The sequence below is a fragment of the Curvibacter lanceolatus ATCC 14669 genome (assembly GCF_000381265.1).
Classification (GTDB): Bacteria; Pseudomonadota; Gammaproteobacteria; order Burkholderiales; family Burkholderiaceae_C; genus Curvibacter; species Curvibacter lanceolatus.
Genome location: NZ_KB906259.1, coordinates 25,567 through 44,084, shown reverse-complemented (window position 1 = coordinate 44,084; position 18,518 = coordinate 25,567). Strand labels below are relative to the sequence as shown.

Below are 18,518 nucleotides of genomic sequence, written 5' to 3'. Positions count from 1 at the left end.
TTTTCCCGTGTCCGATTGCATTGCGCGCCGTCAGGCGCTGGCTTCGCTGTGGGGGGCTGCGCTGTTCGGCAGTGGCTCTGTCCTGGCCCAGCCCCAGGCATTCGCCCTGCGTTTTTCAGGCGCTTATGGCGACGCCGTGTTCCATACCCAGAACCTGCGTCAGTTCGCTCGCCGTGTGGCTGAGCTGGCGGGCTCGCCTGTCGAGCTGGGGGTGAACTCGCAACTCAAACCCATGGCCGAGGTGCTGCCGGCGCTCGAAAAGGGCGAACTGGCCTTTGGCGAGGTGCTGATGTCCTCCTATGGCGCCAAGTACCCGCTGCTGACCCTCGATTCCTTGCCCTTCATCGTGCGTGGCTTCGATGATGCCGCCCACATGTGGGAGGCCTCGCGCAAGGCCGTGGGCGACGAGATGCTGGCGCACGGCGTGCGCGTGCTGTATGCCGTGCCGTGGCCGGGGCAAGGGCTTTACAGCCGCATTGCGGTCAACCAGTTGAGCGATCTGAAGGGCCTGCGCTTTCGCGTCTACAACGACGCCACCAAGCGTCTGGCCGAGCTGTCGGGCGCCACGGCCACCACCATCGCCGCGCAAGACCTCTCCAAGGCCATCGAGACCGGGCAGGTGGACGCCATGGTCACGTCCAGCACCACTGGGGTGGACAGCCAGGCCTGGAAGTACATGAAGTTCTTTGTGGACCTGCGCGCCTGGATCCCGAAGAACATGGTGTGCGTCAGTGAAAAAGTCTGGAATGGCTTCAGCCCGGCCGTGCGTCAGAGCCTGCTGGAGGCCGCCAAACAGGCCGAGACCCAGGGCTGGCAGATGGCCCGCAGCGCCGACGAGGCGGCCAAGAAGCAATTGGCCGAACAGCGTGTGCAGGTGGTGCCCCCCACCGCCGAGCTGCGCCGCACCCTGGACCAGTTGGGCGAACGCTTCGGCCGCGAGTGGGCGCAAAAGGCCGGCATCAACAGCACCCAGGCCCTGCTGGGCTACTACGCCCGGCGCGGCGGGTGAAGCCGACTCGGCTGATTGCGGTGTTCAGTCCAGCTGCACGTTGGCGGTCTGAACCACTTTCGACCACTTGGCGGCTTCGGCCTGGATGAAGCTGCTGAACTGCTGGGGCGTGCCGGGGGCGGCTTCGGCGCCTTGCTCCAGCATCTGCTGGCGCACTTCGACCTGGTTCAGGATCTGGTTGATCTCGGCGTTGAGGCGGGCCACCAGTTCGGGCGGGGTGGCAGCGGGCGCCCACAGGCCGAACCACGAGGTGGCGTCGTAGCCGGGCAGGCCGCTTTCGGCGATGGTGGGCAGCTGCGGCAGGCTGGGAAAGCGGGCCGACCCGGTGACGGCAATGGCCCGCAAGGCGCCTGACTTGATGTGCGGCATGGCCGAGGGCAGGTTGTCGAAGCTGCAGGAGGTCTGGCCGGCGAGCAGGTCGGCAATGGCCGGCGCGCTGCCCTTGTAGGGCACGTGCACCATGTCCACCTGGGCCATCTGCTCGAACAGGGCCCCGGCCAGGTGGATGGAGGTGCCATTGCCGGCCGAGGCATAGGTCACCTTGCCTGGGTTGGCCTTGGCGTAGGCGATCAGCTCTTTCACGGTCTTGTAGGGCTGGCTGGGGTGCACGACCAGCACGTTGGGCACCTTGGCGACCAGGCCCAGGGGCGCGAAGTCGCGTGCCGGGTCGTAGGCCAGCTTTTTGTACAGGAACTGGTTGATCGAGTGGGTGCCGATGGTGCCCATCAGCAAGGTGTAGCCGTCAGCGGGGGCCTTGGCCACCACGGCGGCACCGATGCCGCCGCCGGCGCCGGCCTTGTTGTCCACGATCACGGTGCCCCCCAGGCGGGTGCCCAGGTGGCGGGCCATCAGCCGGCCCAGGATGTCGGTGGTGCCGCCTGCGGCAAAAGGCACGACCACGGTCACCGGCTTGCCGCCTGGGTATTTGCTCTGGGCCAGCGCTGGCAGGGGGCTGCCCACGCCGGCAGCGGTGGCCAGGGCCAGCAACTGCCGGCGGTTCAGGGTCGGGTGGCTTGTCGTCATGCTTGTCTCTCGAAGGGGGAAGGTGCCCCGCTGAGGCTGGCAGACGTCTGCGAGCCTTGGGGCCGGCAGATTGTTGGTCAATAAACTGTGTTTGACAATCGGAGGAAAAGTTGACGGTCTGTCTCAAAAAATTTGACAATCAAACAGATTGACCAGCATCACGCTCAGGGTTGACCCGAGTCAGCTCGCATGCGCCTTCACCAGGCAGTCATGAAACAGCTGCGCGGCCCGCCCAGGCTGGGGCGAGCGGCGCAGCAGGCTGACGAACTGGCATTCATAGTGCAGGGCGTCGGGCTGCACGGCCTGCATCAGGCCCTGACGTTCGAAGGGCTCGGCATAGTGGTCGGGCAGAAAGCCCAGAAAGCGGCCCGACAGGATCAGCGTGGCAATGGCCTCCTGGTCAAAGCCGGTGGCGCGGCGCGACAGGCGGGCCTGGTGGCTCAGCTCCATGTTGGGCGAGTGGTAGCCCAGGCCGGCAAAGTGCCAGCGGCGCAGGCTGTCCCAGTCCAGGCCGCTGTGCTCGGCCCCGAACAGGGGGTGGCGGGCGCCGCAGTACAGCAGCATCTTCTCGTTGAACAGGTCGGCATACATCAGGCTGGGCGAGCTGCGGTGGGCCGGGATCACGCCCACCTGCAGGCTGCCGTCCATGATGCCGCGCTCGATGGTGTTGATCGAGGCCACGCGCAGCACCAGGTTCACATCGGGGGCCTGCTCAGTGAACAGGGCGATGGCCTCGTGGATGCGCGAGGCCGGGTTGCTGGCGGTCTTGTCGAACAGGGCCAGCTCCAGTTGGCCGCCCATGCGGTGGTGGATGTCGTCCACGCTGCTGCGAAAGCCGTCGACGGCGGCCAGCAGGCGCAGGGTTTCGTCATACACCCGCTGGCCTTCCTGCGTGAGGGCAAAGCCGGCCCGGCCCCGCCGACACAGCACCAGGCCCAGGCGGGTTTCCAGGTCTTTCACGTGGCGGCTGACGGTGGAGGTGCCGATGTTCAGCTCCAGTTCAGCCGCCGACATGCCGCCGCATTCGACCACCGTCTTGAACACCTGCAGCAGGCGCAAGTCCATGTCGCTGAGCTGGCCCAGGATGGCGCGGTTCTTGGTGGGGCGCTCGGCCGCGGGGGAGGGTGGGGGAGGGGTGTTTTTTACTTGCATGGATTGCGAAGTAAGTATTGATATTGATCCATTTTCAAGAATAACGGCGGCATGAAGAATGGGCAACTTGTTTCACCCACACTGCCACGTTCGCCGCGTGGCCCGACCGCCATGACCCAGCTCGCCGCCGAACCCTCTGCCACCCCGGCACCGGACACCTCTTTTGCCGGTCGCACCGATGCCGCCTGGCTCGAAGCCCACTGGATGCCCTACACGGCCAACCGCAGCTTCAAGAAAGACCCGCGCATCATCGTCGAGGCCAAGGGTGCCTACTTTACCGACGCCGATGGCCGCAAGATCTTCGACGGCCTGTCGGGCCTGTGGTGCAGCGGCCTGGGCCATGGCCGCCCCGAGATCACCGAAGCCGTGAGCCGCCAGATCGCCAAGCTGGACTACGCGCCGGCCTTCCAGTTCGGTCACCCCGGCTCGTTCGCGCTGGCCAACCGCCTCAAGGAGCTGACCCCGGCCGGCCTCGACTATGTGTTCTTCACCGGTTCGGGCTCCGAGTCGGCCGACACCTCGCTCAAGCTGGCGCGCGCCTACTGGCGTGCCAAGGGGCAGGGCAGCAAGACCCGCCTGATCGGCCGCGAAAAGGGCTACCACGGCGTGAACTACGGCGGCATCTCGGTGGGCGGCATCGGCGCCAACCGCAAGATCTTCGGCCAGGGCGTCGAAGCCGACCACCTGCCGCACACCCAGCCGGCCGCAGGCTCGTTCTACAAGGGCATGCCGCCCACCGGTGCCGAACTGGCCGACCGCCTGCTCGACATGATCACCCTGCACGATGCCTCGAACATCGCGGCCGTCATCGTCGAGCCCTTCTCTGGTTCGGCCGGCGTGGTGATCCCGCCCGTGGGTTACCTGAAGCGTCTGCGTGACATCTGCACGGCCCACAACATCCTGTTGATCTTTGATGAAGTGATCACCGGTTTTGGCCGCACCGGCGCCTTCACCGGGGCCGAGGCCTTCGGCGTCACCCCCGACATCCTGAACTGCGCCAAGCAGATCACCAACGGTGCCCAGCCCCTGGGTGCCGTGCTGGCCACCAAGGAGATCTACGACACCTTCATGGCCGTGGGCGGCCCCGACTACATGCTGGAGTTCCCGCACGGCTACACCTACTCGGCCCACCCGGTGGCCTGCGCGGCCGGCCTGGCCGCCCTCGATGTGCTGCAAAAGGAAGACATGCTGGGCCGCGTGCGCACCCTGGCCCCGTACTTCGAGACCGCGGTGCACAGCCTCCAGGGCAGCAAGCACGTGGCCGACATCCGCAACTACGGCCTGGCCGCCGGCATCACGCTGCAGGCCCTGCCCGGCGAGCCGGCCCGCCGCCCCTACGAGGTGGCCATGGCCTGCTGGAAGAAGGGCTTCTACGTGCGCTACGGTGGCGACACCATCCAGCTGGCACCCCCCTTCATCACCGAAAAGGCCGAGATCGACCGCCTGATCAACGCCCTGGGTGACGCCCTGGCCGAAACCGCCTGATCCAAGGCGCGAGTTCGCGCCAGCGCACGGCAACGAGCCCGGGCCTGCCCTGTCGAAAGACGGGCAGGCCCGGGCTTTTTGGGCTTTGCGAGGGATGCCAGGTTTTGAGCGTGAGATATCTGTGACGGGAGTCGGAAATTTCCTGACGCTGGTTCACGGCGTGCGCTGACTCCACAGTGTTTGTTAGAGTACCGTTTTGGGACTATTCTGTGGCATGCACATCGTCGCTTTGCGCAACCTGGAGTCCTTCTGGCGGCAAACTCATTGCCGCGATGCGGAGGGGCCTTTGAAGGCGTGGCTCGCAGAAGCCCGTGCTGCACATTGGAGCAGTCCTCAGGACGTGAAGCGCCAGTATGCGAACGCCAGCATCATTGCGAACAACCGTGTCGTCTTCAACATCAAAGGGAATGACTACCGTCTGATTGTGGCGATCGCCTACAAAATGCAGTACGTCTACGTGAAGTTCGTCGGAACCCACGCTGAATACGACCGTGTGGACGCTACCGTTGTGGACCAGTTCAAAGGAGTCTGATCTTGGAAATCAAAGCCATCCGCACCGAAGGCGATTACCTCGCGGCGCTGCAGGAAGTGTCTGCCCTGATCGACCTGGATCCTTCGCCCGATGGACCCGAAGGGGAGCGGTTGGAGGTGCTCGGGACGCTCGTGCAAGCCTATGAGGCCAGGCACCATCCCATCGATCTTCCCGACCCCGTCGAGGCCATCAAGTTCCGCATGGAGCAGTCGGGCATGACGGTCAAAGATCTGGTGCCTTACATCGGCTCACTCAACCGTGTCTATGAAGTCTTGTCCTACAAGCGCTCCTTGTCTCTCAACATGATCCGCCGGCTGAGTGAGGGGCTTCACATTCCGGCCGAGGTTCTCATCCGCAAACCAGAGGCTGTTGAGGCCTGATGGCGCTGGTTGCACTGGCTGCGCCCGGCTAAGCTCCCAGCCATGCCCTCCGAAATCACCCCCCCCCCCCCCCCCCCCCCCCCGCCGGTGTTGCCGGCCCCTCTGGCCCTGGATGCCGTGGCGCTGTCGCAGGCCATTCACCGCCGTGAACTGTCGTGTGTCGAGCTGATGCAGGCCACGCTGGGCCACATCGAGCGCCTCAACCCCCAGGTCAATGCCATCGTGGCCGCGCTGGAGCCTGAAGGCCTGCTGGCCCAGGCGCGCGAGCGTGACGAGCAACTGGGTCGGGGGCAGAGCCTGGGCGTGCTGCATGGCTTTCCACAGGCCCCCAAGGACATCGCCCCGGCCGCAGGCCTGATCACCACCCGGGGCTCGCCCCTGTTCAAGGGCCAGCGCACCCGCACCGATGCCCAGGTGTTCGCCCGCATGCGCGATGCGGGCGCCGTCTTCATCGGGCGCACCAATTCGCCCGAGTTCGGCCTGGGCGGCCACACCTACAACAGCGTCTACGGTGCCACCGGCGGGGCGTTTGACCCGACCCGTTCGGCCGGTGGCAGCAGCGGTGGCGCCGCTGCGGCGGTGGCCTTGCACCTGCTGCCGGTGGCCGATGGCTCCGACATGATGGGCTCGCTGCGCACCCCGGCGGCTTTCAACCATGTGTTTGGTTTCCGGCCATCGTTTGGCTGCGTGCCACAGGGGCCGGCCGATGAGGTGTTCTTCCAGCAGTTCGGTGTCAGCGGCCCGATGGCGCGCAACGTGCCCGACCTGGGGCTGTTGCTGTCGGTGCAGGCCGGTTTCGATGCCCGCCAGCCGCTGACGCGCCAGCAAGATGCTTCGGTCTATGCCGGACCGCTGGGGCGTGACTTCAAAGGCACGCGCATCGGCTGGCTGGGCGACCTGGGGGGCCACCTGGCCACCGAGCCCGGGGTGCTGCCCCTGTGCGAGCAGGCGCTGCGGCATTTCGAAGCCGTGGGCTGCACGGTCGAGCCGGTCTTGCCGCAGGCCGACTTCGAGCGCGTCTGGCAGGCCTGGCTGGATTTGCGCAGCTTCACCGTGGCCGGCAATTACGCCCTGCTGTACGACGACCCCCTGCGGCGCGCCCAGCTCAAACCCGAGGCGGTGTGGGAGATCGAGCGTGGCCTGGCCTTGACCGGGCCGCAGTTGTTTCGGGCCAGCGCGGTGCGCAGCGCCTGGTACCAGGCGCTGAGGGCGCTGTTCGAGCGTTTTGATTACCTGGTGCTGCCCTCGGCCCAGGTGTTCCCGTTTGAGCTGGCCCAGCACTGGCCGGCGCAGGTGGGTGGGCGCGCCATGGACACCTACCACCGCTGGATGGAGGTGGTGATTGCCGCCACGATGGGCGGCCTGCCGGCCCTCAGCGTGCCGGCCGGTCTGGGCGGGCCGCAAGGGCGCTCACCGGTGGGCCTGCAGATCATCGGGCCGGCTCAGGCCGACTGGGCCGTGTTGCAGATGGGCCATGCCTACGATCAGGCCGGGGGGTTTTCGAAGGTGCGCAGCCCCTTGCTGGTCGGCTGAAAAAGGGCCTCGGCCCTCAGCCCGTGGCCCCCAGGCGCCGGCTCAGATCCTGGGCGCAGGCCTTGAGGGCCAGGGCCACCGGCCCGTCGAGATCGGTGTCCAGCGTGGCGCTGGGGCCGATGCAGGCCAGCACCAGCACCAGTTGACCAAAGCCATTGAACACCGGGCTGGCCAGCGCGCTGATGCCCGTGATCAGGTGGTTGTTGACAACACCCAGCCGGGTTTGCCGCACGCGCTCCAGCTCGGCGGCAAAGGCGGGGTCGTCCAGGGCGCCGGCGTCGCCGTCGCTGGCCAGGGCCATGGCCACGTCCTCGCGGGGCCGGTAGGCCGCAAACACCTGGCCCGAGGCCGTGTGCCGCACCGAGGCGGTGGTGCCGTGGCGCATGGCCACATACACCGCAGTAGGCCCTTCCTCGACCCGGATGATGGTGGGCCCGCGCGCGCCCCACACCGAGGCCGACACCGTGTGCCCCAGGCGTTGTGCCAGGGCCGGCAACTCGGCATTGGCCAGTTGCACCGGGTCGACCTGCTGCAGGCTGATCAGGCCCAGTTGCAGGGCCAGTGGCCCCAGGCCGTAGTGGCCACTCACGCTGTCCTGCTCGATCAGACCCAGCTTGCCAAAGCTCACCAGGTAGGGGTGGGCCTTGGCCGGGCTCATGTCGGCCTCGCGGGCCAGGTCTTTCAAGGCCATGCGGCGCCCCGTGTGGGCCAGCACCTTGAGCAACTGCCCGCCCACTTCCACGCTCTGGATGCCACGCGGCCCGCGGGTGCCGGCTTCTGCCTCTGGGCCTTGTTCTTCTTCGCTTGTGCTTCTCATGGCCCGATTGTGCGCGTTCCCGGGTGAGGTCTTTGGACTAGGGTTTTCACTTAAACGAATGACTTAGACATGAATGAATTTTTTGCTTAGGATCAACGAATTCCGTTTAGGCAAACAAATTTGCCTATGTTGAATCATCAACCCACCCACGAGACCGCCATGACGACCAAGACTTTTGCCTCTGCCGCCGACCTTGAAGTGAAGAAGGTCAGCTTCGACAAGCTGTCCGAACACGCCTACGCCTACACCGCCGAGGGAGATCCCAACACCGGCATCATCATTGGCGACGACGCCGTGATGGTGATCGACACCCAGGCCACGCCGGTGATGGCGCAAGACGTGATCCGCCGCATCCGCGAAGTGACCGACAAGCCCATCAAGTACGTGCTGCTGAGCCATTACCACGCCGTGCGCGTGCTGGGGGCCAGCGCCTACGGCGCCGAGCACATCATTGCCAGCGAAGACACCCGTGACCTGATCGTCGAGCGCGGTCAGTTCGACAAGGACAGCGAGATCGGCCGCTTTCCGCGCCTGTTCCAGAACGTCGAAAGCGTGCCCGAAGGCCTGACCTGGCCCACCCTGACCTTCAACAAGAAGATGACCCTGTGGCTGGGCAGTGTCGAGGTGCAGATCCTGCAACTGGGCCGGGGCCACACCAAGGGCGACACCGTGGCCTGGCTGCCGCAGGAAAAAATCCTGTTCTCGGGCGACCTGGTCGAGTTCGACGCCACCCCCTATGCCGGCGACGCTTATTTCAAGGACTGGCCGCAGACCCTGGACAACATCGCCGCCCTGAAGCCCGAGAAGCTGGTGCCGGGCCGTGGCGCCGCCCTGCAGACGCCCGAGCAAGTTCAGGCCGGTCTGGCCGGTACCCGTGCCTTCATCAGCGACCTGTACGAGAGCGTCCAGGCCGGTGCTGCCGCAGGCCAGGACCTGCGCAAGGTCTATGAAGCCACCTTTGCCAAGCTGCAGCCCAAGTACGGCCAGTGGGTGATCTTCAACCACTGCATGCCCTTTGACGTGACCCGTGCCTACGACGAAGCGACCCAGTACCCCGATCCGCGCATCTGGACCGCTGAGCGCGATGTGCAGATGTGGAAGTCGCTCGAAGGCTGAGCCCCCAACCCCTAAGAGTCCAGGCGTGAGGAGACAACCCGCATGAAACCCCAAGACATTCCCTTCGAAGCCCTGCGTGGCACCGGCCCTGAAGTGCAGGCCATCGAGTTCCCGTACCGGCGCAGCGCCGACCAGGACGCCGCCACGCCGGCCCGCCACCCGGTGGTGGTGGTGGGCGCCGGCCCGGCCGGCCTGAGCCTGGCCATCGACCTGGCCCAGCGCGGCCAGCCGGTGGTGGTGCTCGACAACGACTACCGCCTGTCCATCGGCTCGCGCGCCATCTGCTTCTCCAAGCGGGCGCTCGAGATCTGGGACCGCCTGGGCGTGGCCCCGCGCATGGTCGACAAGGGCGTGTCCTGGAATGTGGGCAAGGTCTTCTTCCACGACCAGCAGGTCTACCAGTTCAACCTGCTGCCCGAAGACGGGCACCTGCAGCCCGCCTTCATCAACCTGCAGCAGTACTACGCCGAGGCCTACCTGGTCGAGCGCGCCCTGCAACTGCCGCTGATCGACATCCGCTGGCACAACAAGGTGACGGCCGTGGCACCGCGCGCCGAGGGGGCCCTGGTCAGCATCGACACCCCCGAGGGCGCCTACCAGCTCGATGCCGACTGGCTGGTCGCCTGCGACGGCTCGCGCTCGCCGGTGCGTGCCATGCTGGGCCTGGAGAGCAAGGGCCGCATCTTCCAGGACCGCTTCCTGATCGCCGACGTCAAGATGCAGGCCGACTTCCCGACCGAGCGCTGGTTCTGGTTCGACCCGCCGTTCCACCCGCACCAGAGCGTGCTGCTGCACCGCCAGCCCGACAACGTCTGGCGCATCGACTTCCAGCTCGGCTGGGATGCCGACCCCGAAGAAGAAAAGAAGCCCGAGAACATCCTGCCGCGCGTGCGCGCCCTGCTGGGCCATGACGCGCAGTTCGAACTCGAATGGGCCAGCGTCTACACCTTTGCCTGCCTGCGCATGGACCGTTTCGTGCACGGCCGGGTGATCTTTGCCGGCGACAGCGCGCATGGCGTGTCGCCCTTTGGTGCCCGCGGTGCCAACAGCGGCGTGCAAGACACCGAGAACCTGGCCTGGAAGCTCGACTGGCTGCTCAAGGGCCGCGCCAGCGAGGCCTTGCTCGCCACCTACGGCCCCGAGCGCGAATACGCGGCCGACGAGAACATCCTCAACTCCACCCGGGCCACCGACTTCATCACGCCCAAGAGCGAGATCAGCCGCCTGTTCCGCGACGCCACGCTGGACCTGGCCCGCGAGCATGAGTTTGCCCGCCGCCTGGTCAACAGCGGGCGCCTGTCGGTGCCGGCCACCCTGCATGGCTCGGTGCTCAACACCCCCGATGCGGATGCCTTTGCCGCACCGCGCCAGGTGCCCGGCGCCGTGCTGCTCGATGCGCCGGTGCGTCGCCCAGAAGGTCAAGACAGCTGGCTGCTGCGCGAGCTGGGCGCCGACTTCACCCTGCTGTGCTTCGGCCCGGTGCCCGCCTGGGCCGCCGGCCTGCCGCATGTGAAGGCCATCGGCATTGGCCACGATCTGCTCGACCCGCAAGGCCTGGTGGCCCAGCGTCTGGACGGCCAGGCCGGCACGGCCTACCTGATCCGCCCCGACCAGCACGTGAGCGCCCGCTGGCGCGCCCCCACCGAAGCCGCCGTGCGCGCTGCCCTGGCCACGGCCACGGCTGCCGCCACCGCCACCGCTACCGCTGCCTGAGACCCTGGAGACACCGACATGCTCAACACCCAAGCCAACCTCAGCGCCTGCGACGACTTCTACGACGCCCTCATCCAAGCCCACCAGGGCCTCAGCACCGAGCAAAGCCATGCCATGAACGCCCGCCTGGTGCTGCTGCTGGCCAACCACATCGGCGAGCCCGACACCCTGCGCCACGCGCTGCAACTGGCCCGCGGCAGCGCGCCGGCCCAGGCACCGGTGGCGCCCGAGCGCGCCGCCATCACCCCTGTGGCCCCGGTGCACGCCGAGGCCTGAGGCCCGGCCCCGCCTCGCCCAAGCGCGCTCTCAGCAACGCCTCTGTTCTCTGGCCCGCCTTCCGTGGCGGGGCAGGGTGCACGGCGCCCTCACGCACAACAACAAGCCTTTCCAAAAACCACACCCGAACCGGAGACAACACCATGCAACGCAACACTTTTCTGACCGCCCTGGCCACGTCCTGGCTGGGCCTGGCCCTGGGCAGCTCCGCCCTGGCCGCTGCCAACGACAAGCCTCTGGAATGGGTGGTGGGTTACGCCGCCGGCGGGGGCTCGGATGTGGTGGCCCGCGCCATCGCAGAATCCATGGGCACCAGCCTGGGCCGCACCATCGTCATCAACAACAAGCCCGGCGCTGGCACCAACATCGCCGCCGAATATGCGGCCCGCTCCAAGGACTACGGCAACCTGGTGTTCTCGGCCGACTTCGCCACCCTGGCGGCCAACCCCTTTCTGTTCAGCAAGCTCAGCTACAACGCCGAAAAAGACTTCCAGCCGGTGGGCCTGCTGGTGCGCTTTCCGATGTTCCTGGTGGTGTCCAACCAGGTGCCGGTCAGCAACTACAAAGAGTTTGTCGCCTGGGCCAAGACCCAGACCGATGGCGTCAACTGGGCCTCGGCCGGCCCCGGCAGCCCGCACCACCTGGTGGGCGAGTTGTTCCGCGAGCAAAGCGGCCTCAAGCTCACCCATGTGCCCTACCGTGGCGCAGCCCCGGCCATCACCGATGTGGTGGGCGGCCAGGTGCCGGCCATGTGGGTGGACAGCGCCACCGCCTACCCCTTTTTGAATGGCGGCAAGCTCAAGGCCATCGGCGTGGCCAGCCCGCAGCGCGTGTCCACCATGCCCGAGGTGCCCACCCTCAACGAACAAGGCCTGAAAGGCTTTGAGGGCTACGCCTGGCAAGGCCTGGTGGTGCCCACCGGCACCCCTCCGGAGGTGGTGAGCAGCCTCAGCAAGGCCTTGCAGACGGCCCTCAACTCGACCACCGTCAAGGCCCGCCTGCAGGCCCTGGGCGTCGAGCCCCTGCCCGGCACCCCGGCCCAGATGGCCAGCTACGCCAAGACCGAGCGTGAAAAATGGGGCCGCGTGATCAAGCAGGTGGGTGTGAAGCTGGATTGAGGACGGTTGCCAGCGGCAGGAACAGGGTCTGCGCCGAGTTTGGCAGGCTGATGAAGCCGTGATGTCGGTAAAAAGCGGTGGCGGCTTCGTTCTTGGCGTCCACCACCAGGGCGAAAGCGGCAACACCTACCGAGGGGGGCTCATTCAGTGCGCAGGAGCTTGCCGTGGCGGGAGAAGGCTCGCTCCAGGGCCGGATCTGGTCTGGGTGGAAACAGCAAGGCCCGCGCAAAGCATTCCTGATCGGTAGGCGTCAGACGAATAGCTTCCGCTTGCTGGATGGCGTGCTGCGCGGCGTCTTGCAAGGCGAACACCACAAAATCGCTCATGGTGCGCCCCTGAAGTTCGGCGGCACATTTGAGCATGGCGTGCAGATCGGTGCTGATGTGGGCTTCAAGACGGACGCTGGTGCTGGCTGCGAGCATGGCGAGATTCTATCGAGGCTGGATGTCGAGTGATCAGCCCTCTTGCCCCTGCTCCGCCAGCCACTGCCACGCTGGCGCGGGGCGGGCGAACAGGTAGCCCTGCAAGGCGTCGCAGTCGCTCTGGCGCAGAAAGTCGGCCTGCTCGGCCGTCTCCACGCCCTCGGCCACCACGCGCAGGCCCAGGTGCTTGGCCATGGACAGGATCATGCGCACGATGGCGGTGTCGTTGGGGTCTTCGGGGGTGTCTTTCACAAAGCTGCGGTCGATCTTCAACTCGTACAGAGGCAGCCGCTTGAGGTAGGCCAGGCTGGAGTAGCCGGTGCCGAAGTCGTCGATCGAGAAGCGGATGCCGAGTTGCACCAGGGCCTGCATGCGGGCCACGGTTTCCTCGAAGTCGTCGATCAGCAGGCCTTCGGTCACCTCGAAGATCAGGCTGTGCGCCGGGGCGCCGGTGCGTTGCAGCACTTCTTGCACCCGGCCCACGAAGTCGGTCTGCCGGAACTGGCGCGGGCTCACGTTGATGGACAGCGGGATGTGATGGCCGCGCGCCTGCAGCAACACCAGCAGTTCGCAGGCCTGCTGCAGCACCCAGTCGCCCAGCGCGATGATCTGGCCCGACTTTTCGGCGGCGGCAATGAATCGGTCAGGCGGCACCAGGCCGCGCTCGGGGTGTTGCCAGCGCAGCAGCAGTTCGGCGCCATCGATCTGGCCCCGGGCGTCAAACTGCGGTTGCAGGTAGACCACCATCTGCTGCTGGGTCAGGGCTTTCTCCAGGTCGTTTTCAAGCGCCAGGCGTTGCTCGATGTCGGCCTGCATGCTGGTCTCGAAGAACGCGATGCGGTTGCGCCCGGCGCCCTTGGCGCGGTACATGGCGGTGTCGGCCTCGCGCAGCAGGTCGGCCGGGGTCTGCTGGCCGAAGGGGAACAGCGACACGCCGATGCTGGCGCCCAGGCTGTAGCGTTGCTGCTCCAGCTCGAAGGGCTGGGCCAGGCGCTGGCGGATGCGTTCGGCCAGCGCCATGGCTTCGCTGGCACCGGCGGTCAGGGTGTTGCTGAGGATGGGGGCCAGCACCACGAACTCGTCCCCGCCCAGGCGCGCCACCAGGTGGCCTTCGCGCAGCAGGCTCACCAGCACGGCGGCGGCATGGCACAGCACGGCATCGCCCACGGCGTGGCCGCGGGCATCGTTCACGTCCTTGAAGTGGTCCAGGTCGATGAACAGCAGGGCCCCCACCTGGAAACCGCTCTGCGCCTGGCCCAGGGTCTGGCCCAGGCGGTCCATGAACTGGCGCCGGTTGGGCAGGCCCGTCAAGGGGTCGAAGTAGGCCAGCACATGGATGGCCTGCTCGGCCGATTTGCGCTCGGAGATGTCGCGCATGATGTTCGAGACCCCGGTGATGCGGCCGGCTTCGTCTGTCAGCGGCGACAGCGTGAGCTCGACATCCAGACGGGTACCGTCGCGGTGCAGGCGCTGCGTTTCGATGCGCTCGGCACGTTCACCCTGGCGCACCCGCTCCAGGATCCGGCTTTCCTCCTGCTGGCGCTCCTGCGGCACGATGATCTGGCTCGATTGGCCCAGTGCCTCGGCCTCGGTGTAGCCCAGCAGCCGGCTGGCCCCGGGGTTCCAGGACACGATGCGTTCGTCCAGGTCATGGCTGATGATGGCGTCGTCCGAGCTTTCCACGATGGCGGCCAGCCGGGCCCTGGCCTGCTGCACCATCTCCTGCTGTTGCAACAGCTCGTGTCGGCGGCGCTGTGCGCTGCGCTGCACCAGCAGCAGACCGGCCAGCAGCAGGCTGATCAGGAAGTAGGGCACCTGCATGTTGCTCCACCACACGGCCCGCATCTCCTGCATGGGCAGGGTCACGAACAGCGTGGCCGGGTAGTGGCTCATGCGGCGGTAGACGTTGAGGTTCTCCTGCCCGCCGATTTCATTGCGGCCCTGCAGCGTGCCCTGGGACGGGAAGTGGCGTGCCTGCAGTTCCCGCATCAGGGCACCTCGGCGCTGCTGGCCGTAGATCTGTTGCATGCTCGCGCTGGCCGGGTTGGGGTAGCGGCTGCGCAGGTAGCCGTCGTCGCCCAGTATGCCGATCGAGGCCCGCTTCACGATGGGCGCGTTCTGCCAGAAGGTCTGCAGCAGTTCGGCGGGCAGATAGGCCGTCACCATGGCCTGCAGCCGGCCTTGCCGGTCGCGCAGCGCATGGCGCAGCGGAATCATCCAACGCTGCGTCAGGGTGCCCAGGGCGGGGCGCCCGAACACGAAGTTCTGGCCGCGGATCATGGCCTCGCGCGCCTCCATGAAGGTGTCCCGTGCCGCCACAGAGGGCATGACCGTGCCGGCATCGGCCTGGGTCGAGAGCAGCATCTGCCCGTCCTGACGGATCAGGCTCACGTCCAGCAATTCGGGGTGCCTGCGACTGTAGCGGCGCACACGCTCCAGATCGTAGTGGCCATCGGGTGTGGGGGACTCTTGCAGTTCCTCGGCCAGCCCGCTCAGGCTCACGTGCAGCAACTGAAAGTAGTGATCGGCGGATTTTTCGCCCAATTCCGTCACCGTGCTCAGCTCAGCGACCAGGCTCTTGCTGACCTGTTGCCAGGTGGTCCAGGTGTAAAGGCCGGTGAAGCCCAGCACCAGCAGAATCATCAGTGCCATGCTGCGCCAGGGCGCTGGGCTGAAAGCAGGGCTGAAGATCCGTTCAAGCATCAGGCGCAAGACGAGGGTGGGCAGGTTGGGGGGGGCGGGGGCGCACTCAAGGTGTGCTGCTGATTGGAGACGATACGTAAGTCACAGGTTTTAACAAGAGGTGAACCCAGGCTTTTTCCATCGGTTCTGTGCTGGATCAGTTCCTCCAGACCCGTCAGGGCCGCGTGCAGCAGGAGCATGATGGTTTTTCCATCCTGGATTCGGCCGTCGTAGACCATGTCCAGGGCCTGCTGCAGGGGCATCTCCAGCACTTCGATGTCTTCGCCCTCCTCGGCCAGGCCGCCCTGGGCGGCGGCGCTGCCCGGTGTGTATTCGGCGCAGAACAGATGCAGCCGCTGGCTCACCGAGCCGGGGCTCATGTAGGCCTGGAACACCGGCTGCAGGTGCGCCACGCGCAGCCCCATTTCTTCTTCGAGTTCGCGGCGTGCACACGACTCGGGGCTGTCAGCCGGGTCGATCAGGCCGGCGCAGGTTTCGATCAGCTGACCGTCCCCCCCGTCCTTCAGCCAGACCGGCAGGCGGAACTGGCGCGTCAGCAGCACCGTGCCCTGGGCCCGGTTGTACAGCAGCACCGCGGCCCCGTCGCCCAGGTGGTAGACCTCGCGGGCGGTGCTCAGGGTGCGGCCGTCGCGGGTCTGCAGCTCAAAGCGCGTCTTGCTCAGACGCGTCCAGTCGTGTGCCAGTTCCTGGGTGTCGAGCAGGCGCACGTGGGGCGGCGTGCGCTCGGTGCTGTTGTCTGGCGCGCTCATTGGCAACTGAACTTCACAGCACTGCCACGGGTGGTCTGGCTGCCGTTGTCGGTGCCTGTCGGACTGATGGCGCAGCTGCCCGAGGCCGGCTGGGCCGTGATGCCGTAGTTGTAGCGGGCCCCCACCGGCAGGTAGTAGGTCAGGGTGCCGTTCGAGGCGGTGAAGGTCTGGGTCATGGTGTCACTCTGGTCGGGTGAACTGCCCGTGGGGTAGCTGAAGGTCATGCTCAGACCCAGCGAGGCGCCGCTGGCCAGTCCGCTGATGGTCAGTGTATGGGCGTACTGGGTGAAGCAGCTCAGCACCAGCGACACGCCGCCCGGCGGCAAGGTGCCATCCGCCGCGTTGCAGGCGTAGGCGCGCAGGGCCGGGAACTGCGAATAGACCCGGTAGCGCGTGCCCACCGGAATCAGCGTGGCAAAGCTGAAGCCGGGCTTGGCCACGGTCAGGGCCGCCGTGTCGCCTGTGCTGCTGACCACCAGGGTCAGCGGGCCCAGCAGGCCATTGGCCGTGCCGCTCAGGGCAAACGAGCCGGCACCGCAATTGAGCTGCACATTGCTCACGTTCACCCCGGCCATGCTGCCCTTGCCGTTGCCCACGCTGCAGTACTGGTTGGTGGGCTGGGTGGGCACGGTCACGTCGTAGGGCGTGCCATAGGCCAGTGCCTGCGGAAAGACGAAGGTGGTGCTGGTGCCCGTGCCGGGAGCGGGGATCGACAGGCTCTGGCCGTTGCTGGCCACCACCAGGCCGCTGCCCGTGAGGCCGGTGACGCTGCCACCCAGGGTGGTGGCGCTGCTGCTGCAGCTGATCTGCACATTGCTCACGGCGCTGCCGGCGATGCTGCCGCTGCCGTTGCTCACGCTGCAGGTCTGGCCCGAGGGCTGGGTCTGCACCTGCACGTTGTAGGCGGTGCCCGCTGCCACCGGCGTGTCAAAGGTGAACTGGGTGGCGTTGGCCGCCACGGTCAGGCTCTGGCCCAGGGCACTCAAGACCAGGCCGCTGCCCGTGAGGCCGCTGATGCTGCCGCCCAGGCTGTAGCTGGCGGTGCTGCAACTGACGGCCACCGAGTTGATGGCGCTGCTCCCCATGGTGCCACTGCCATTGGCCACCGAGCAGGTGGCGCCCACGGGCTGGGCCCGCACCGCCACGTTGTAGTTGACGCCCACCGCCACACCGGCCGGAAAGCTCCAGCTGACCGCGTTGGCTGGCACGTTGACGCTCTGCGCCGTGATGCCCAGCACCAGTCCGTTGGTGCTCAGACCGCTCACCGAGCCGCCCAGCGGGTAGGTGTTGAGCACGCACTGCACCTGCACCGAGGTGATGGGCGCGATGCTGGTGACGGTGCCGCCCCCGTTGTTGACGGCGCAGGTGGCGCCCGTGGGCTGGGTCTGCACGGTCACCCAGTAGCTGGCGCCCAGCGTCAGGTTGCTGGGGAAGGTGAAGCTGCTGGCATTGGCCGGCACGCTCACGGTCTGGCTGCCGTTGGCCAGCACCAGGCCGCTGGCGCTGCCCAGGCCGCTCACGCTGCCGCCCAGGCTGGCCACGCTGGTGCTGCACACCACGGCCACATTGGTCAGGGCGGCCGTGCCCATGGTGCCGCTGCCGTTGTTCACGCTGCAAGTCAGGCCGCTGGGTTGGCTGGCCACGCTCACGCTGTAGCTGGCCCCCGGGGCGATCAGGCGGCTGAAGGCGAAGCTGGTGGCACCGGCGCTCACGAACAGGGTGTCACTGCCGTTCTTCAGGCTCAAGCCGACCGCCGAGCCCAGGCCGCTGATGCTGCCGCCGAGGCTGTAGCGGGTGCCGATCACCGTGGGGGTGGTGGCGGTGTTGCTGATGGCCAGGCCGTTGAGCAGCAGGTCGTAGCCGGTGTTGGTGTTGGTCAGCAAGGTGGTGACCGGATCGAAAGTGCTGGTGCTCAAGCCGGCCGCTGTGATCTGGCTGCTGAAGTTGCTGTTCAGGTTGGCTTTGGCCTGGGCCAGGGCGGTGCTGTTGGCCGCCAACAGGGTCGGGGTGAGGCGCGACGAGCCCGACAGGCCGGCGGCGCTCACCACGTCCGAGGCCAGCTTGTCGCTCAGGCCGGTCAGGTTCAGCACGATGAAGCTGCGTGCCACCGGGGCCGCGGTGCCAGGAGCGTACCAACGCGAACCATCCGGTTTGGTCACCACCCCGACCATCGGAGGCACAAAGCCGTCGATGCGGGCGTGGTAGATGCCGTTGCTGTTGGTGGTGGCGCTCACGCTGTGGCCGGCGCTGTCGGTGATGGTGACCGGCGCATTGGCCAGCACGGCGCCATCGGAAGCGGCCCCGTTGATGCCGGCGGCGCTGGCCACGCCCCCGTCAAAGCTGCTGGATTGGGTAACGCCATAGCTGTCCACCATGGGCGTGCTGGTGCTGCTGCCGCCGCCACCCCCTCCGCAAGCCACCAGGGCCAGGGAACTCCACAAGAGGCCCAGGAGGCTGATGGCGCGTGTCGTCTTGTTCATGCTTCTGTCT

16 protein-coding genes are annotated in these 18,518 nt (G+C 66.9%); 9 read left to right on the top strand and 7 right to left on the bottom strand.

The window, feature by feature from the left end; translation table 11 throughout:
* Positions 1-7: 7 nt before the first annotated feature.
* Entirely contained in the window at positions 8-1,009 is a 1,002-nt protein-coding gene (locus F624_RS0113835) for a TRAP transporter substrate-binding protein (RefSeq protein WP_019574908.1), read from the top strand.
* Positions 1,010-1,033: 24 nt separating this feature from the next.
* On the opposite strand, the gene F624_RS0113830 is transcribed toward F624_RS0113835, so the two are convergent.
* The gene (locus F624_RS0113830; RefSeq protein WP_019574907.1) at positions 1,034-2,032 is read right to left on the bottom strand and encodes a Bug family tripartite tricarboxylate transporter substrate binding protein; all 999 of its coding nucleotides are present in this window, start codon (positions 2,030-2,032) and stop codon (positions 1,034-1,036) included.
* A gap of 180 nt (positions 2,033-2,212) precedes the next feature.
* Positions 2,213-3,184 (bottom strand): LysR family transcriptional regulator, encoded by a 972-nt coding sequence (locus F624_RS0113825; RefSeq protein WP_019574906.1) that lies wholly within the window; start codon positions 3,182-3,184, stop codon positions 2,213-2,215.
* Between the two features lie 111 nt (positions 3,185-3,295).
* Between F624_RS0113825 and aptA the strand changes: the two genes are divergently transcribed.
* From aptA to F624_RS0113805, 4 genes are all read left to right on the top strand, one after another.
* Positions 3,296-4,669 (top strand): omega-aminotransferase AptA, encoded by a 1,374-nt coding sequence (gene aptA / locus F624_RS0113820; RefSeq protein ID WP_031255000.1) that lies wholly within the window; start codon positions 3,296-3,298, stop codon positions 4,667-4,669.
* A gap of 214 nt (positions 4,670-4,883) precedes the next feature.
* Entirely contained in the window at positions 4,884-5,201 is a 318-nt protein-coding gene (locus F624_RS0113815; protein WP_019574904.1) for a type II toxin-antitoxin system HigB family toxin, read from the top strand.
* A 2-nt stretch (positions 5,202-5,203) separates the two neighbouring features.
* A complete protein-coding gene (locus F624_RS0113810) occupies positions 5,204-5,581 on the top strand; it encodes a transcriptional regulator (RefSeq protein ID WP_019574903.1) in 378 nt (125 codons plus the stop codon).
* A 42-nt stretch (positions 5,582-5,623) separates the two neighbouring features.
* Positions 5,624-7,114: an amidase gene (locus F624_RS0113805; protein WP_051107403.1), complete on the top strand. Its 1,491-nt coding sequence runs from the start codon at positions 5,624-5,626 to the stop codon at positions 7,112-7,114.
* Between the two features lie 16 nt (positions 7,115-7,130).
* Here the strand turns inward: F624_RS0113805 and F624_RS0113800 are convergent, their stop codons facing one another.
* On the bottom strand, positions 7,131-7,931 hold the full coding sequence (locus tag F624_RS0113800; protein WP_019574901.1) for an IclR family transcriptional regulator: 801 nt from the start codon (positions 7,929-7,931) through the stop codon (positions 7,131-7,133).
* A gap of 159 nt (positions 7,932-8,090) precedes the next feature.
* On the opposite strand from F624_RS0113800, the gene F624_RS0113795 reads away from it, so the two are divergent.
* From F624_RS0113795 to F624_RS0113780, 4 genes are all read left to right on the top strand, one after another.
* Positions 8,091-9,047, top strand: coding sequence for an MBL fold metallo-hydrolase (locus F624_RS0113795; protein ID WP_031254998.1), 957 nt, complete (start codon positions 8,091-8,093; stop codon positions 9,045-9,047).
* Between the two features lie 42 nt (positions 9,048-9,089).
* The gene (locus tag F624_RS0113790) at positions 9,090-10,760 is read left to right on the top strand and encodes an FAD-dependent oxidoreductase (RefSeq protein WP_019574899.1); all 1,671 of its coding nucleotides are present in this window, start codon (positions 9,090-9,092) and stop codon (positions 10,758-10,760) included.
* Positions 10,761-10,778: 18 nt separating this feature from the next.
* The gene (locus tag F624_RS0113785; protein ID WP_019574898.1) at positions 10,779-11,036 is read left to right on the top strand and encodes a DUF2783 domain-containing protein; all 258 of its coding nucleotides are present in this window, start codon (positions 10,779-10,781) and stop codon (positions 11,034-11,036) included.
* A gap of 143 nt (positions 11,037-11,179) precedes the next feature.
* The gene (locus F624_RS0113780; RefSeq protein WP_019574897.1) at positions 11,180-12,154 is read left to right on the top strand and encodes a Bug family tripartite tricarboxylate transporter substrate binding protein; all 975 of its coding nucleotides are present in this window, start codon (positions 11,180-11,182) and stop codon (positions 12,152-12,154) included.
* A 140-nt stretch (positions 12,155-12,294) separates the two neighbouring features.
* Here F624_RS0113780 and F624_RS34090 read toward each other — a convergent pair whose 3' ends face one another.
* Genes F624_RS34090 through F624_RS0113760 form a run of 4 tightly spaced genes read right to left on the bottom strand, consistent with a single transcriptional unit; the run spans position 12,295 to position 18,508 of the window.
* Positions 12,295-12,576: a type II toxin-antitoxin system TacA family antitoxin gene (locus tag F624_RS34090; RefSeq protein ID WP_019574896.1), complete on the bottom strand. Its 282-nt coding sequence runs from the start codon at positions 12,574-12,576 to the stop codon at positions 12,295-12,297.
* Positions 12,577-12,609: 33 nt separating this feature from the next.
* Positions 12,610-15,228, bottom strand: a complete 2,619-nt coding sequence (locus tag F624_RS33435; RefSeq protein ID WP_169426597.1) for a bifunctional diguanylate cyclase/phosphodiesterase — start codon at positions 15,226-15,228, stop codon at positions 12,610-12,612.
* A 50-nt stretch (positions 15,229-15,278) separates the two neighbouring features.
* Entirely contained in the window at positions 15,279-16,028 is a 750-nt protein-coding gene (locus tag F624_RS0113765; RefSeq protein ID WP_019574894.1) for an NUDIX domain-containing protein, read from the bottom strand.
* Positions 16,025-18,508, bottom strand: a complete 2,484-nt coding sequence (locus F624_RS0113760) for a beta strand repeat-containing protein (RefSeq protein ID WP_019574893.1) — start codon at positions 18,506-18,508, stop codon at positions 16,025-16,027. The genes F624_RS0113765 and F624_RS0113760 overlap by 4 nt, the downstream gene beginning before the upstream one ends.
* Positions 18,509-18,518: the final 10 nt, after the last annotated feature.